Origin of the sequence: Nocardia sp. NBC_00511 (assembly GCF_045161165.1) — a bacterium.
Lineage (GTDB): Bacteria > Actinomycetota > Actinomycetes > Mycobacteriales > Mycobacteriaceae > Nocardia.
This window is the reverse complement of record NZ_CP107849.1, coordinates 3,669,629-3,683,399: the sequence shown is the minus strand read 5'-3', so window position 1 is coordinate 3,683,399 and position 13,771 is coordinate 3,669,629. Positions and strand designations below refer to the sequence as shown.

General features: G+C 67.2%; 17 protein-coding genes. 10 read left to right on the top strand and 7 right to left on the bottom strand.

All coding sequences use genetic code 11. From position 1 onward, the window contains the following. Positions 1-203: 203 nt before the first annotated feature. Complete coding sequence (locus OG300_RS17370; RefSeq protein WP_405497173.1) at positions 204-1,151, bottom strand: anti-sigma factor RsbA family regulatory protein; 948 nt, start codon at positions 1,149-1,151, stop codon at positions 204-206. Between the two features lie 72 nt (positions 1,152-1,223). On the opposite strand from OG300_RS17370, the gene OG300_RS17365 reads away from it, so the two are divergent. Further along, on the top strand, positions 1,224-1,598 hold the full coding sequence (locus OG300_RS17365) for an STAS domain-containing protein (protein WP_405497171.1): 375 nt from the start codon (positions 1,224-1,226) through the stop codon (positions 1,596-1,598). Positions 1,599-1,749: 151 nt separating this feature from the next. On the opposite strand, the gene OG300_RS17360 is transcribed toward OG300_RS17365, so the two are convergent. Both OG300_RS17360 and OG300_RS17355 read right to left on the bottom strand, forming a co-directional pair. Continuing rightward, positions 1,750-2,574, bottom strand: coding sequence for a SigB/SigF/SigG family RNA polymerase sigma factor (locus OG300_RS17360; RefSeq protein ID WP_405497169.1), 825 nt, complete (start codon positions 2,572-2,574; stop codon positions 1,750-1,752). A gap of 106 nt (positions 2,575-2,680) precedes the next feature. Then, on the bottom strand, positions 2,681-2,908 hold the full coding sequence (locus tag OG300_RS17355) for a hypothetical protein (RefSeq protein WP_405497167.1): 228 nt from the start codon (positions 2,906-2,908) through the stop codon (positions 2,681-2,683). Between the two features lie 167 nt (positions 2,909-3,075). Between OG300_RS17355 and OG300_RS17350 the strand changes: the two genes are divergently transcribed. Beyond that, positions 3,076-3,288: a hypothetical protein gene (locus OG300_RS17350; protein WP_405497165.1), complete on the top strand. Its 213-nt coding sequence runs from the start codon at positions 3,076-3,078 to the stop codon at positions 3,286-3,288. Positions 3,289-3,407: 119 nt separating this feature from the next. Here the strand turns inward: OG300_RS17350 and OG300_RS17345 are convergent, their stop codons facing one another. Continuing rightward, positions 3,408-3,857 carry a MarR family winged helix-turn-helix transcriptional regulator gene (locus OG300_RS17345; RefSeq protein ID WP_405498578.1) on the bottom strand — a complete coding sequence of 150 codons (450 nt, stop codon included), beginning with the start codon at positions 3,855-3,857 and terminating at the stop codon, positions 3,408-3,410. Between the two features lie 287 nt (positions 3,858-4,144). On the opposite strand from OG300_RS17345, the gene OG300_RS17340 reads away from it, so the two are divergent. Both OG300_RS17340 and OG300_RS17335 read left to right on the top strand, forming a co-directional pair. Next, complete coding sequence (locus tag OG300_RS17340) at positions 4,145-6,205, top strand: MMPL family transporter (protein ID WP_405497163.1); 2,061 nt, start codon at positions 4,145-4,147, stop codon at positions 6,203-6,205. Next, positions 6,202-6,807 (top strand): lipocalin family protein, encoded by a 606-nt coding sequence (locus tag OG300_RS17335; RefSeq protein WP_405497161.1) that lies wholly within the window; start codon positions 6,202-6,204, stop codon positions 6,805-6,807. Before OG300_RS17340 ends, OG300_RS17335 begins: the two co-directional genes overlap by 4 nt. 31 nt (positions 6,808-6,838) lie before the next feature. On the opposite strand, the gene OG300_RS17330 is transcribed toward OG300_RS17335, so the two are convergent. Together OG300_RS17330 and OG300_RS17325 are read right to left on the bottom strand one after the other, a co-directional pair. Beyond that, the gene (locus OG300_RS17330) at positions 6,839-7,237 is read right to left on the bottom strand and encodes a hypothetical protein (protein WP_405497159.1); all 399 of its coding nucleotides are present in this window, start codon (positions 7,235-7,237) and stop codon (positions 6,839-6,841) included. A 35-nt stretch (positions 7,238-7,272) separates the two neighbouring features. After that, entirely contained in the window at positions 7,273-7,605 is a 333-nt protein-coding gene (locus OG300_RS17325) for a hypothetical protein (protein ID WP_405497157.1), read from the bottom strand. Positions 7,606-7,723: 118 nt separating this feature from the next. Here OG300_RS17325 and OG300_RS17320 point away from each other — a divergent pair, with 118 nt between their 5' ends. Together OG300_RS17320 and OG300_RS17315 are read left to right on the top strand one after the other, a co-directional pair. Then, positions 7,724-8,752 carry a serine hydrolase gene (locus OG300_RS17320; RefSeq protein WP_405497155.1) on the top strand — a complete coding sequence of 343 codons (1,029 nt, stop codon included), beginning with the start codon at positions 7,724-7,726 and terminating at the stop codon, positions 8,750-8,752. Beyond that, entirely contained in the window at positions 8,749-9,201 is a 453-nt protein-coding gene (locus OG300_RS17315) for an ArsR/SmtB family transcription factor (protein ID WP_405497153.1), read from the top strand. The genes OG300_RS17320 and OG300_RS17315 overlap by 4 nt, the downstream gene beginning before the upstream one ends. A gap of 51 nt (positions 9,202-9,252) precedes the next feature. Here OG300_RS17315 and OG300_RS17310 read toward each other — a convergent pair whose 3' ends face one another. Beyond that, a complete protein-coding gene (locus OG300_RS17310) occupies positions 9,253-9,501 on the bottom strand; it encodes a hypothetical protein (protein ID WP_405497151.1) in 249 nt (82 codons plus the stop codon). A gap of 470 nt (positions 9,502-9,971) precedes the next feature. On the opposite strand from OG300_RS17310, the gene OG300_RS17305 reads away from it, so the two are divergent. From OG300_RS17305 to OG300_RS17290, 4 genes are read left to right on the top strand one after another with little or no spacing between them, the layout of a single operon-like run. Beyond that, positions 9,972-10,958 carry a TauD/TfdA dioxygenase family protein gene (locus OG300_RS17305; protein ID WP_405497149.1) on the top strand — a complete coding sequence of 329 codons (987 nt, stop codon included), beginning with the start codon at positions 9,972-9,974 and terminating at the stop codon, positions 10,956-10,958. 48 nt (positions 10,959-11,006) lie between these two features. After that, positions 11,007-12,062 carry an ABC transporter substrate-binding protein gene (locus OG300_RS17300; protein WP_405497147.1) on the top strand — a complete coding sequence of 352 codons (1,056 nt, stop codon included), beginning with the start codon at positions 11,007-11,009 and terminating at the stop codon, positions 12,060-12,062. Positions 12,063-12,065: 3 nt separating this feature from the next. After that, on the top strand, positions 12,066-12,920 hold the full coding sequence (locus OG300_RS17295) for an ABC transporter permease (RefSeq protein ID WP_405497145.1): 855 nt from the start codon (positions 12,066-12,068) through the stop codon (positions 12,918-12,920). Continuing rightward, entirely contained in the window at positions 12,896-13,642 is a 747-nt protein-coding gene (locus OG300_RS17290; RefSeq protein WP_405497143.1) for an ABC transporter ATP-binding protein, read from the top strand. Before OG300_RS17295 ends, OG300_RS17290 begins: the two co-directional genes overlap by 25 nt. The last annotated feature ends 129 nt before the right edge of the window (positions 13,643-13,771 follow it).

The window sequence follows — 13,771 nt, the reverse complement described above, 5'->3', positions numbered from 1 at the left end:
CGATGATCCGGCCCCTTCGGACGCTGAACTCACCAACTGACTCCGGGTTTCGGGAGCGTCGGCGAGCGGTGAGGGTGCTGGCTGCTGAACACCCGATCGGACATGACTCTACGGGGCGGCGCGGCGGCGTGCGAACCAACTCCCTAGAGTGGTCGGGGGGATACGAAAACTTACGTCCGCGAGTCTGTTTCGCGGCCTTCGCGTCAGTGCAATGGAACATGTACGCGCAGCGTGGTGCCCGCCGAATCGGTGTGCATCCGCACCAGCGTGGCGAGCTGGTTGATCAGCAGCAGCCCGCGCCCACCGGCGGTCCGCAGGGCGGCGGGCAGGCGGCCGGAGAGCGGATCGAGGATGTGCCCGGAATCGTGGATCTGGCAACAGATCTGCGCGTCCTCCAGCCAGTAGGACAGGGTGCCGCGCCCGCCGCCGTGCACCACCGAATTCGCGATGGCCTCCCCGATCACCACCTCGAGATCGACGAGGCGCGATTCGCTCATGCCGCGACCGGTCGCGTAGTCGACCACCGCCCAGCGGGCGTGTGAGAGCGTGTCGACATCGAACGCGAAGGTCCGCGCGGTAGCGGGCGGCTGGCCGAGCTGCCGATTGTATGCCGCCACGACACTCGCCGGATCGTATGTGCCGCTGGTGATTTCGCCGTCGCGATCGATCACCTTCCGATGGGTGGCGTAGGCGTCGGCGACGATGGCCGGGGACAGCGTGGTGAGGTCGTAGGGGCACAGGATCGTGACCGCGCGACCGGCGAACGCCGCGTCGATCAAACCCTCGTGCTGAGCGCACGCCGGGTACTCCAGCTCCGATCGCGCCGCCCAGACCGGTTCGCCGATGATCCGCACCCGACCCTGCGGATACACGTCGGCGAAGGCGCGCAGGATGCCGGGGATGATGCGACCCGGATTGCGTCCCTCGATTGTCATGTCCAGCAGGCGAACCGCGCCCGCGTCGGACCCGAGGGCCTCGCGGATCAGCGCGAGATTCGTGGTCGGCACCGACACCGCGACCGGCTCATCCTGCGCGAGACCCGCGCGGATGAAGGCGAGCGTGCCCGAAAGATAGTCCTCGGGGCCGCGATAGAACAGCGCGGGATGCGCGAAAGGCTCGACTGCGGGCTCGCCGCCCACGACGGGGATCATGGCCGGGACACCTCGGGATCGGGCCCGGCGGTCTCGATGTTTGCGGCGGGCCATCGTGGGTAGGCGGTGCCCATGATCATGGACGTCCAGGGAGAGAACACGCCCGAAGCCGCGAGTTCGCGGCTGCTCACCGTGTCGAGCAGCCGATCCGGTGCGTGCGTGGTGGTTTCGGTGACCGGCGAGATCGACATCACCACCGCCGACCGGCTGCGGGAGGCGCTCGAACCGACCGGGTCGGACCAGCGGGTCCCGGTGGTCGATCTGTCCGGCGTCGAGTTCATGGGGTCGGTGGGACTCAGTGTCCTGCTGGCCCTGGCCGCCCGGGCGGAACCCGAGCGGGTGCGCGTGGTGGTGTCGACCCCGGCCCGCCGACCGATCGAGATCACCGGTCTCGACCAGGTGCTGGCGCTGTTCGACACCCTCGACGCCGCGCTCTCGCACGGGTGACGTTCATCGCGGCTCCTCTGGTTCCTCGTGTGCCAGCCAACGCCTACCCGGCACTGCCGATCCGAAACCGAAATCCGGATATGCGGTCCGGTTGCCGAGTGTGATGCTCGTAACCGGCTGCGGCGGCGAGCATCCCGAGAAGCTCGCCGAATCAGGCGGGAGCGGGCTGTAGCGCCTGTTCCTGGAGGGTGGCCAGCACGCGCGAGAGGATCCGCGAGACCTGCATCTGCGAGACGCCGATGCGCTCGGCGATGGCGGCCTGGGTGAGATTGCCGCCGTACCGCATGGTCAGGATATCGCGCTCCTTGTCGGAGAGATCCGCCAACAGCGGTGCCGCGGTGAGGGTTTCCTCGATCAGGTTGTAGCCGGGTTCCTCGACGGCGAGCCGCTGCACCGGTGAGGCCGGATTGTCGGCGTCGGTGTTGTCCAGCGTCTGGTCGAGGGAATCGCTGCGATAGCAGTTGTTCGCGATCAGCGCCTGGGTGACCTCGGCGGGATCGGCATCCAGGCGCACGGCCAGCTCGCCGGCGGTCGGCGCGTGGCCGAGCTCCTGCATCATCGCCGGGATGACCCGGATCAGCCGCTGCTGCAACTCCTTTGTCCGGCGCGGGACCTGTACGGCCCAGGTGCGGTCGCGGAAGTAGCGGCGCACCTCGCCGAGCACGGTCGGCACCGCGAATCCCAGGAAGGTCGCGCCGGTGGTGTGGTCGAACCGGTCCACCGCGAGAATCACGCCGACCGCCGCGATCTGCGACAGATCGTCGAAATCGACTCCGCGCCCGGTGTATCGGCGTGCGATGTGCTCACCCAGCGGCAGGCAGCGCCCGATGATCTCCTCGCGCAGTTTGGCCCGATCCGGATCGTCCGGTTGCAGCGTGGCCAGCTGCTCGAGCCACGGCTCGATGTTGTCGTAGGGGTCGGTGCCCCGGGCGGGATGCGTCGGGTTGGGCGGTCTCGCGTTGTACGCACGGGTCATGATCCGTCATCCATTCTCTTCGACAGCTGCACGGGCACGTCACCGGTGATACCTGTGCGCCTACCCCGGGTTGTGCGCTTCAATCACCGCCGGTGTCGAAACCGGGCTATCCGCCGACCGCGTAGTCGTCGGTGACGCTCTCGACGGTCTCGACATACGGCAGTTCCGCCAGCCGTGCGGTGGCGTCGGCGGCGATGCCGATCACCAGCGGCGCGGGGTACACGCCGTAGACGACCATGCCACCCAGCTCCTTGAGCCGTCGGTAGAAGTCGTCCTGCTCGCGAGCGCCGGACAATGGGGAGAACTGCACTCGGAACACACCTTCGTCATCCATGAAGACTCCTCGATGAGAATTCGGACCAACCCTGCTGGATCGCTATGCCCGCTTCTGTGGCGAATACGCGCGCCGAATCCGCCCCGATCCGATACTCCCCTGGTCACAGCCCGGAAACCGCCCACAACCAATTATCACGTTTCGATAACTCGTGATCGGGCAACTCTGTGCACATGATCGACTCGAAACGGCATGAACAGGAAATCGAAAAACTGGACAATGCGGGTTTGATTGTCGCCCTGCTGATCAGCGTGGTGTTCGCTGTCGGCCTGGGGGTGCTCAGCGGGTCCCTGACCATCGCGGTCGGCGGCGGCGCCGGGCTCGCGGCCGCGATCGGCGCCACCTCACGAATGATGGTTCTTCCCGGAACCCGGTTCTGACCCGGGCGGTCAGCGACGGCCCGAGCCCTCTCGGCGCTCGAGCCCTACCGCGTCGGTGAGTTCGGCGCGGTGGCGCTCGGGTTCCGGGTGCTCGGAACCGGCGTGAGCGAACACTCCGCTCAGGCCTCGGGTGGCGCGCTCAGTTCGGTGGCGAAATCGCGCAGGGCGGTGACCATGTGAAGCATTGCGCGGTGGGTGATTTCGAGTTCCGACTCGGACAGCGGGGACAGCGCGGCGCGCATGCGGGCGGCGAGGGGCATGAAGAAATCCGCTGCCACGGCCATGCCCTGATCGGTGTAGTGGAGCTTGACCCGGCGGCGGTCGGCGGGATCGACGGCGCGTTCGAGGTGTCCGGATTCGATCATGCGCTCGACCAGGTAGGTGATCGCCGCCGGTGACACACCGGCCAGGGTGCCGAGCTGCCCGGCGGTGAGTGGCTCACCCTCGGCTTCGGCGGTCGCGACGTGGACCAGTGCGCGAAAGTCGTTGGGGCGCAGGTCGTGCGAGTGGGCGAAAACGTGGCCGATCTGTTCGGAGGCCGCGCTGAGGGCGCGGATGTCGCGGGCGATTTCGGTCTCGAGGCGGGAGCGGTCCGTGTCGGGGCGACGTGGGCCCGCGGTGTGGTCTCGATGCGCGCCGGCGGAGTCGTCCCGAGGCTTGCCCGCAGGGCGTCGGGTCACCGCTGCCTCCTTCGTGATCGGGCGTTCGCCCTGCGTGGTCAGGTGTTCCGGCTGGTGCGATCAGGTACTTCGCGTGGCGTGGTCAGGTACTTCGCGTGGCGTAGTCAATTACTCAGCCTAGTGGTTGCGGCGCGGACCCTTTGCGTAATGTTTCAGAATCTGAAATAGTTGGCGACATGCCTGTCTGGGATCGCTACGCGGCGTTGGTCACCGGTCGACGCGCGTGGGTCGTGTTGCTCGCGGTGGTCGTGGCCGGGGTCGCGCTCATGGGTCTGGCGGGCGGCAACGACAGCTCCGGGCAGGGCCCGAAATCGCTGCCGGATTCGGCCGAGTCCGCGCGTGTCGCGACCATGGCCGAACGGTTTCCGGGCGGCGATACGGCCGCGGCCGTGCTGGTCGCCACGCGACACGATGGCGGCGAACTCACTACCGCGGATCTCGCCGGCGTCGAGGCCGCGGCGGATCGAATGCGTGCCGGTGCCGGTGCGCGCATACCGGCCGTGCAGTCGCCGGATCGGCGGGCGGCACTGGCATCGGTGCCGGTCTCGGCGCAGCTCGATGGGTTCGCGCTCTCCGATCGGGTGAAGGAGCTACGGGCCGCTGCAGATCGGGACCGGCCCTCGCAGTTGGACTTTCAGGTGACCGGTGGCCCGGCGTTCGGCGCGGATATCGCCGCCTCGTTCTCCGGGGCGAACATCCTGCTGCTGTCGGTCACCGCGCTGGTGGTGATGGTGCTGCTCGTCGTCACCTATCGCTCGCCGGTGCTGTGGCTGCTGCCGTTGACGGTGGTGGCGCTGGCCGACCGGGTCGCGACGGCGGTCGGCACGGGCCTGTCGCACCTGACCGGGCTCGTCTTCGACGGATCCACCAGCGGCATCACCAGCGTGCTGGTGTTCGGCGCCGGAACCAACTACGCGCTGCTGCTGGTCTCCCGCTACCGGGATGAACTGCACGGCAACGATTCTCACCGGGAAGCGCTGCGTGCCGCGGTGCGCCGGGCCGCCCCCGCGATTCTGGCCAGCAATGCCACCGTCGTCATGGCGCTGCTGACACTGCTGCTGGCCGTGCTGCCCAATACCCGCAGCCTCGGAGCTTTCGCGGCCGCCGGCCTGGTGGTGGCGCTGATCTTCGTGCTGTTCGCACTACCGCCGCTGCTGGCGCTGTGCGGTCGGAAAGTGTTCTGGCCCTTCGTTCCCCGCGCCGACGCTCGCGATCAGACGACGACGGGCATGTGGTTCGCCATCGCCCGGCGAGTGGTCCGGCGACCGGTGGTCGTGGTGGTTGCGCTGCTGTGCGGTCTACTCCTGTGCGCGAGTGGACTGCTCGTGACGAAGGTCGGACTCTCGCAGACCGAGCAGTTCCGCGTGCGCGCCGAATCCGTCACGGGGCTCGATACGCTGGCCGCCCACTTTCCCTCCGGCACTTCCGATCCCGCCGTTGTCGTGGCGGCATCCCCGGCCACGGCTGCCGTCCAGCAGGTACTCGACCATGCCGAAGGAGTGTCGCGCGCTGTCGTCAGCGGGGACTCCGGCACCGGCCTGACCCGATGGTCGGTGGTGTTGCAGGCCGCGCCCGCCTCCCCGCAGTCGTTCACGACGATCGAGCACCTGCGCACCGAACTGCGCGCCGTGCCCGGAGCGCAAGCACTCGTAGGTGGTTCGGACGCACAGGCTTTGGATATCCGGGACGCCGCCCGCCGCGATCAGGCGCTGGTGATCCCGCTGATCCTCAGCGTCATCCTGCTGGTCCTGCTCATCCTGCTGCGGGCGGTCCCGGCCGCGCTGATCCTGGTGAGCATCACCGTGATCAGTGCGCTGGCGGCGCTCGGGTTGGGCAGCATGGTCAGCGACCACGTCTTCGGCTTCCCCGCACTGGACACCAGCGTGCCGCTGTTCGCATTCCTGTTCCTGGTCGCGCTGGGCGTGGACTACACGATCTTCCTCGTGGTCCGCGCCCGCGAGGAAGCCGAAAACCACGGCACCGTCGAGGGAATGGTGCGCGCCGTGGCCGCCACCGGCGCGGTGATCACCAGCGCCGGTGTGGTGCTGGCGGCAGTCTTCTGCGTCCTGGGCGTGCTACCCCTGATCACCCTCACCCAGCTGGGCATCGTGGTCGGCATCGGCATCCTTCTCGACACTTTCCTGGTCCGCACCGTCGCGGTCCCGGCCCTGTTCGCAATTCTCGGCGATCACATCTGGTGGCCCGCCGGTCACCGTAATCGAGGAGAGGCATCATGAATCGGAACTGGATACGCACCTTCGCACCGGCACTCGCTGTGGCAGCGGCACTTTCGACGCCGATCGCCGGACTCGCGGCGACTGCCAACGCCGACGCTCCGGCACCCATCGCCGGACTCGACCTGCCCCGGTATCTCGGCTCCTGGTACCAATTGGCCGCCATCCCACAGTATTTCAACCTGATCTGTGCCCGCGACACCCGCGCGGACTACTCCCTCGACGACCAGGGTGACGTCGCCGTGCACAACTCCTGCACCACCTGGTCGGGCGGCCCCAACGATATTCGCGGCACCGCGACTGTCACCGACCCGGTAACCCGCGCCCAACTGCATGTCAGCTTCCCCGGCGTCCCCACCCAGGACGCCCGCTACGGCCCACCGAACTACATCGTCACCGCCCTCGGCGACGACTACAGCTGGGCACTGGTCACCGACCCGAATCGCCTGTCGGGCTTCGTACTTTCCCGCACGGCGTCCCTGGACCCCGCGCAGTGGCGCGCGGTCCGCGACGCCATTGCCGCTGCAGGGGAGAACGACTGCCTGTACGTGACGACACCCACCACCGGCGGACTCGCCGGGCTCGCCCCACTGTGCACCGTGTGACACCACGCGATCGGGTAACTGCTCGAATGCCTCAGGCGCTCGGGCAGTTACCCGTGGCGGCGTCGTGGGTGCCGTTGATGGCGGCCTGACGTTGCTCGTCGGTCAGCACCGGCCAGTCGGGAGAGGCCGGGTATTTGGAAATGGTGTCGTCGACCGTCTGGTCCACCGCGGGCTGACCGGAATCCTGGCGAATCTGATCCAGCTTGGGTTTCAGATCCTCGCAGGTCTTGTGACGCAGCGCGGCGGGGGAAATGGGGGAGGGCACCGAGACCGAGCGTGAATTCTGCGGCGGCACCAGATCTTTGGAGGTCGCGGTGGGCGTCCCGGTCGTGCTGGTGCCCGGAAAGCTGTTGCCGCCGTTGGTGTAATCGCATGCGGGCAGGACGAGAGCGAGGGCACAGAGCGGGACGGCGAGCAGAGGGCGGCGCATGGGTGATTCCTTGTCGAATACTCGGCGGGCGCTTCCTACTTCTTGGGCACCAGAATTCCGGTGAGGTCTGCGTCGCGAATAGGGGTGTCGGGGTTGGCCTGGGCCTTGCACATGAGCTCGATGGCGGTGATCGATCCGTCGACCGTGTCGGGCTGCGGGGTGCCCGACACCTTGGAGTCCTGCGACAGGTACTTGCGCACGGTGACCCGCTGCTTGGCCTGGTCCTGAGAGGTGAAGTCGCTGCACGGGGTGTCGCCGCCCCTGTTGACGGCTTCCTTGGCCTGTTCGCAACCACTGATCAGCGCTGCGGTGAGCACGGCGGTGGCGGCGAGGGTGACCTTGGCGGAGAACGTTCGTCGACCAGTCATGGTTGGCGGATGCCCGGCGATCGAGCTCCGAAACCGTGACGTGGTCGATGCGGCACTGGTGGCGGGCTCGTCGAGCTGTTACGGTTTTCCGTAATTACGGAATTATGGGGAGGGAATCATGTTTCGCAGAGTCGCCTTGGTGGTCGCCACCGTGCTGCCCGTGCTCGTCGGATGTTCGGATCGTGCTGCGGCCGATGCCACCTGCGGTCCGATCCCAGCCGCAGGCGTGACCTCGGCCGATGAATGGCTGGGCCGCATCCACCAGGATCCGGGCAATATCGCCGTCGCGATCGACGACGGCCAGGGGCACAGTGTCGGACGCCGCATCGACGATCAGCAGCCGATCGCGTCCGCGGTGAAGGTCGTACCACTGGCCGCCTACGCCCGCGCGGTCGCCGCGGGCACGTTGGATCCGAATGAGCGAATCGCGGTCGCGGACTGGGAGCGCTGGTATCTGCCGGGTACCGACGGCGGCGCGCACGAGCAGGCGCGCACGCGGTTGACCGGCGACACGGTCACTCTCGACGAACTGGTCAGCGCCATGATCCGCGAAAGCGACAATGCCGCACCGGATTACCTACGCGACCGCCTCGGCGATCCCGCGCTGGTGGCGGCCGCGGCGGCGGGCGGCTGGCAGGACTACACGCCGTCCACCAAGCTCGGCGACGTGATCCGCCTGCTCGATCCGAGCATCACCGACCCGTGGGCGGCCGCCCACCGCTACGCCGCGGACCCCGCCTATCGCGACGAGGTGCGTTCGAAACCGTTGCCGTCGTTGGAATCCCAATTCGCCTGGGCCGACACCACGCCGACCGGTTCGGCCCGTCAGCTCACGTCGATCCACCGTGCCATCGCCACCGGCGGTTTCGGACCGGGCTCGGATATCGCACGCGCGCAACTGGAATGGCATCAACCGCCGGACGGCTTCGTCGCCATGGGGTTCAAGGGCGGCTCGTATCCCGGCATCCTGACCGATGCCATCTATCTGCGTCGCGCGGACGGCAGTGTGGCGACGGCGGTCCTGCTCAATCGCCGCATGCCCGGTCCGGTTTGGCAGTCGGCGACCGCCGGTCTGAAGGAGCAGGAGGTGCTGCTGGGGGCCATGATGGATCCGGACATGCTGCGCCGGTTAACGTGTGCCGTATGACGGATGTCCAGGCCAAACTCGCCGAACTGGAGGCGCGGATCGTGGCCCTCGAGGGCCGCCCCGCCGCCGATGGCGCGGCGCGCGGATTCATCGAGTACCGCGGCGACGTCGACTTCGGCGGCGAGCTGAGCTGGAACATTCGCTACGGCGCGGCGGCGGTCCTCGAACTGTCGCCGGCCGCCCGCGTGGATGTCCTTGCCGCACTGGGACATCCGGTGCGGCAGTCGCTGGTGCAACTGCTGCTCGAGGGTCCCCGCACCGGCGCCGAGCTGGCCGACGGCGTCGGCCTGACCTCCACCGGCCAGCTCTACCACCACATTCGCGCCCTCACCTCGGCGAAAATCGTGGAACAGCACGGCCGCGGGGCCTATCGCATCCCCGCGTCGAAGGTCGTGCCGGTACTGGTGCTGATGACCGCCGCCGCCGACATCGCCGACCTGCTGCGCTGAAGCAGGGGGGCTGAGCCCGCACGGAATCCGTACGGGCCGTCGCCGATCTGATCAGTCGGTCCAGATGGACAGGTACCACAGGTTGTCGTTGCCCTGCTTGCATTCGTATTCGTCGTCGCCCGGGGTGAGCTGACTGCCGTCCGGCCGGGTGAACGTGCCGTCCTGTCCATCGGCATCGCAGGCGGCCTCGGTCGCATAGCTACCGTCGACCTGCCACTCGGTGTCCTTACCGGCGTGTGCGGTGCCCATTGCGGCAACCACACCGACAGCGATCAAGGCGGTAGTGACGAGCTTCTTCATATTCCCTTGTGTCCTTTTCACGCACGAGCCCGGTCGACGGTCTCAGGTGTAACCGACTGGCCGAGCCGAGCCACCGTACCCGTCGGTGGCGGGTTCGAGCCAACGCGTGCGCCCTGGTGCGGGGTTTTGCTCGAGCTGATTTCCATATTGTGAAATGTGCGTTGCTGCAAAGATATTCGCGCTTCACACTATGTGACACCGTCGGTGCTAGTGCTTTCGCCAACGGCGTGAGCCCGGAGGTGTTTTTCTGATGAATCATCTGACCAGGCGGCGTGCGATCGATCTGATGCGCACCCCGCACGGTATCTGTCGACCCTGATCGCCGGGCCGGATTTCCGGCAGGCACTCATTGAAACCCGCTGCTCGGAGCCGCTTTCGTGATGGAAAGCGCTGCGGCAGGGGCTATTTCGCCATGCCCGCGATCTATTGCGGGTGGGCGTCGTCGAATTAATTCAGAAGGGCCAGTTGAAATGACAAGTGTTCTCGACTCCGAAAAGGCCGCGGAAACCGGCGGAATTACCGTGCGCAGGCTCGCCGGGCATATCGGTGCGGAGATTCACGGGGTGGATCTGTCGCAGCCGCTCGACGAAGAGACCGTGGCGAAGATTCGCCGGAAGCTGTTGAAGTACAAGGTGGTGTTCTTCCGCGATCAGCGGATCGGGCATGCCGAGCAGATCGCGTTCGCGCGGCAGTTCGGCGAGCTGACGCACGCGCACCCGCACGAGGACGCGCCGCCCGCCGAGTTCCCGGAGATCCTCACCATCGACCCGCGCCGCTACGAGCAGAAGTACGGCGAGAGCTTCCGGGACCGATACACCAAGCGGCAGTACACCTATTACGGCGGCTGGCACACCGACGTCACCGCCTCGGTGAACCCGCCCGCCGCCTCCCTGCTGCGCGCGGAGACGGTGCCGGAGTTCGGCGGCGACACCACCTGGACCAACCAGGTCGCCGCCTACGAGGGCCTATCCGAGCCGCTGCGCAAGCTGGTCGACGGCCTGCGCGCCGAGCACCGCTTCCTGGCGGGCCAGGAGCGCAGCGACGAGGGCGACGAGCTCTCCCGCCGCATCAAGGCCAACCTGCTGGTCTCTCACCACCCGGTGGTGCGGGTGCATCCGGAGACCGGTGAGAAGGCGCTCTACGTGAATCCCGGCTTCACCACCCGGATTCTGGGTCTGTCGGCGACCGAGAGCCGCAAGCTGCTCGAGCTGCTGTTCGAGCACCTCACCCGCGCCGAGTACACGGTGCGGTTCAAGTGGGAGCCGGGCAGTGTCGCGTTCTGGGACAACCGGGCCACCGCGCACCTGGGTCCGCAGGACATCGGGCATCTCGAGGTGGAGCGGGTGCTGCATCGCGTCACCCTGATCGGTGACCGCCCCGTCGGCCCGGACGGCTTCGTCTCCGAGATCGTCGAGGGCGAGGAATTCCGCGCCGTCGCCAACGTCAAGGTCGCCTGAACCCGGGTGAGTACCCGATTTCATCACTCCTACAAGGAAACAACCTCAGTGACAACGAATTTCATTCGACGTCGGGTACTCACCGCGTTCGCGGGTGCCACCGTCGCTCTCGTCCTGGCCGCCTGCACGTCCAGCGGTCCGAAGGGCCCGGCGCTGGCCGCCGACGCGGCGCTGCCGACGGCGGTACCGACCGGCACCTCCCTGTCCATCGCCTCCTCGCTGGGGGCGACCGAACTTCAGCTGAAACTGGCTGGGCTGTCGCAGAATCTGCCGTTCACGGTGTCGTCGTGGCCCAATATCGGGGCCGGACCCGATGTGATCAACGCCTTCCGCGCCAACTCCCTGGACGTCGGCAACAATGCCGGAATCCCGCCCATCCAATCGCATTTTCAGGGCCTCGACGCCAAGATCGTCGCCGTCGACCTGACGCGTAAACCGCAGTACGTCTTCGCGACCAAGCCGCACAGCGACATTCAGTCGGTGGCCGACTTCAAGGGCAAGAAGCTCGGGTTCTCGCAAGGGCAGGCGCAGGGCGTAGTGCTGCTGCGCGCGCTCAAGCAAGCGGGCCTGGATCTCAAGAAGGACGTCACGCTGGTTCCGTTGACCAGCAACCAGTTCCTGACCGCGCTGCAGGCCGGACAGGTCGACATCGCGCCGCTGGGTGTCTCGCAGGTGCCGAGCTATCTGAACCAGTACGGCAAGGACGGCGCGCACACCATCAAGACCGACGTGGTCGATCTGCTCAACATCCTCTGGGCCCCGCAGTCGGTGCTCGGTGACGCCGCCAAGGCCGCGGCGCTGGCCGCCTACATCCCGGTGTGGGCGAAGGGTCAGGTCTGGCAGTACGAGCACCCCGATCAGTGGATCGACGAGTACTACGTCAAGAACCAGGGCCTGACCGCCGACGCCGGTCACCAGATCGTGGATCTCACCAGCAAGCCACTGCTGCCCGGCAATTGGGACGAGGCCATCCAGTGGGAGCAGGAGACCATCGACCTGCTCGCGACCGGTGGGTTCGTGAAGTCGTTCAAGGCCGACGAGATCTTCGATCGCCGCTTCGAGAACCTCGCTTCGCCCGCGGTCGCCTCGGACTACAGGAGCTGACCGATGACCATCGCATTGAGCAAACCCGCCCTGCTCGGGGCGCGCGGCCGCGCGGGCGTCGAAGCCGAAACCCGGCGCACTGTAAGGCGTCTCGGCCCCGGCACGCGTATTCCGGGCGGTAGCCTGCTCGGCCCGCTCGCGGTCATCGCGATCTGGTCGCTGGCCTCGCTGACCGGGGCGCTGGATCCCCGAATCCTGCCCAGCCCTTGGGAAGTCGTGGAGACCGCCGCACACCTGTGGTCGAGCGGCACGTTGCTCGGCGACGTGCAGACCTCGCTGTGGCGGGCCGCTCGAGGATTCGCGCTCGGCCTGACGATCGGGGTCGGGCTGGCCCTGCTGTCCGGCCTGTCCCGCTGGGGTGAGGCGTTCATCGACGGCACCGTCCAGATCCAACGCTCGATCCCCGTGCTGGGGATGATCCCGCTGTTCATCCTGTGGCTGGGTATCGGGGAGAGCTTCAAGATCTCCATCATCGCGATCGCGGTCTACATCCCGATCTACCTGAACCTGCAAGCCGGGCTGATCGGAATCGATTCCCGCTACGTCGAATTGGCCGAGGTGCTGGGGCAGAGCCGCCTGCAGTTCATCCGCCACGTGGTGATTCCCGGTGCGCTGCCGGGGTTCTTCGTCGGCCTGCGACTGGCGGTCACCGCGTCCTGGCTCGGGCTGGTGGTGCTCGAGCAGATCAACGCGACAAGTGGCCTGGGGTACATGATGTTTCAGGCGCAGAACTACGGCCGCACCGACATCATCGCGGTCGGCCTGCTCATCTACGGCGGCTTCGGCTATATCTCGGACCTCGTGGTCCGCACCGTCGAACGGAGGCTGCTGTCATGGCGACGCTCACTGAGCAACTGACCCGCACGTCGGTCCGAGTCGACAAGCTCACCCGCCGCTACGGCGACCGAATCATCCTCGACGGCATCGACCTGGAAATCCCGTCCGGCCAGTTCGTCGCTCTGCTGGGACGCAGCGGCTCCGGCAAGAGCACGCTGCTGCGCGCCCTGGCCGGTCTCGACCACGGCGTCAAGGGATCCGGCCGCCTGAGCGTGCCCGCCCGCGTCTCGGTCGCCTTCCAGGATTCACGCCTACTCCCGTGGAAACGAGTGGCGGACAACGTAATCCTCGGCGCCGCAGGCAGCCGCGACGCAAAAGCCCGCACCAACACCACCCTCGCCGAAGTCGGCCTGGCAGGTCGCGGCCACGACTGGCCCAACCAACTCTCCGGCGGCGAACAACAACGCGCCGCCCTGGCCCGAGCCCTGGTGAACGACCCCGAATTACTCCTGGCCGACGAACCTTTCGGCGCCCTCGACGCCCTGACCCGAATCAAAATGCACGAACTCCTACGCGACCTGGTCCAACGCCACCGCCCCACCGTCCTCCTGGTCACCCACGACGTAGACGAAGCCATCGTCCTAGCCGACCGCGTAGTAGTCCTCGACCAAGGCGTAATAAGCGAAGACATCACCATCGACCTCCCCCACCCCCGCCCCTACGGCGACCAACACCTGGCCGACTACCGCATCCACCTACTCCGCGCCCTCGGCGTCGGACCAGGTGCGAAGGCAGACGAATAGCACTGCCCCGTAGCTGAATACCCCCTCGACCGCCGATGCGAACACCCTTCGCATCGGCGGTCCTCGTACGCACTGCCGACGTCGCGCGAGCCGGAATCTCGGGCCCTTGCCGCATGGCCACCGACGGAC

Excerpts from the sequence above, each read along its gene's own strand:
- OG300_RS17365 (WP_405497171.1), top strand. The coding sequence starts at position 1,224 with ATGATCATGGACGTCCAGGGAGAGAACACGCCCGAAGCCGCGAGTTCG.
- OG300_RS17335 (WP_405497161.1), top strand. The coding sequence starts at position 6,202 with ATGAATCGGAACTGGATACGCACCTTCGCACCGGCACTCGCTGTGGCA.
- OG300_RS17310 (WP_405497151.1), bottom strand. The coding sequence starts at position 9,501 with ATGAAGAAGCTCGTCACTACCGCCTTGATCGCTGTCGGTGTGGTTGCC.
- OG300_RS17360 (WP_405497169.1), bottom strand. The coding sequence starts at position 2,574 with ATGACCCGTGCGTACAACGCGAGACCGCCCAACCCGACGCATCCCGCC.
- OG300_RS17340 (WP_405497163.1), top strand. The coding sequence starts at position 4,145 with ATGCCTGTCTGGGATCGCTACGCGGCGTTGGTCACCGGTCGACGCGCG.
- OG300_RS17325 (WP_405497157.1), bottom strand. The coding sequence starts at position 7,605 with ATGACTGGTCGACGAACGTTCTCCGCCAAGGTCACCCTCGCCGCCACC.
- OG300_RS17290 (WP_405497143.1), top strand. The coding sequence starts at position 12,896 with ATGGCGACGCTCACTGAGCAACTGACCCGCACGTCGGTCCGAGTCGAC.
- OG300_RS17295 (WP_405497145.1), top strand. The coding sequence starts at position 12,066 with ATGACCATCGCATTGAGCAAACCCGCCCTGCTCGGGGCGCGCGGCCGC.
- OG300_RS17370 (WP_405497173.1), bottom strand. The coding sequence starts at position 1,151 with ATGATCCCCGTCGTGGGCGGCGAGCCCGCAGTCGAGCCTTTCGCGCAT.
- OG300_RS17355 (WP_405497167.1), bottom strand. The coding sequence starts at position 2,908 with ATGGATGACGAAGGTGTGTTCCGAGTGCAGTTCTCCCCATTGTCCGGC.
- OG300_RS17315 (WP_405497153.1), top strand. The coding sequence starts at position 8,749 with ATGACGGATGTCCAGGCCAAACTCGCCGAACTGGAGGCGCGGATCGTG.
- OG300_RS17330 (WP_405497159.1), bottom strand. The coding sequence starts at position 7,237 with ATGCGCCGCCCTCTGCTCGCCGTCCCGCTCTGTGCCCTCGCTCTCGTC.
- OG300_RS17305 (WP_405497149.1), top strand. The coding sequence starts at position 9,972 with ATGACAAGTGTTCTCGACTCCGAAAAGGCCGCGGAAACCGGCGGAATT.
- OG300_RS17320 (WP_405497155.1), top strand. The coding sequence starts at position 7,724 with ATGTTTCGCAGAGTCGCCTTGGTGGTCGCCACCGTGCTGCCCGTGCTC.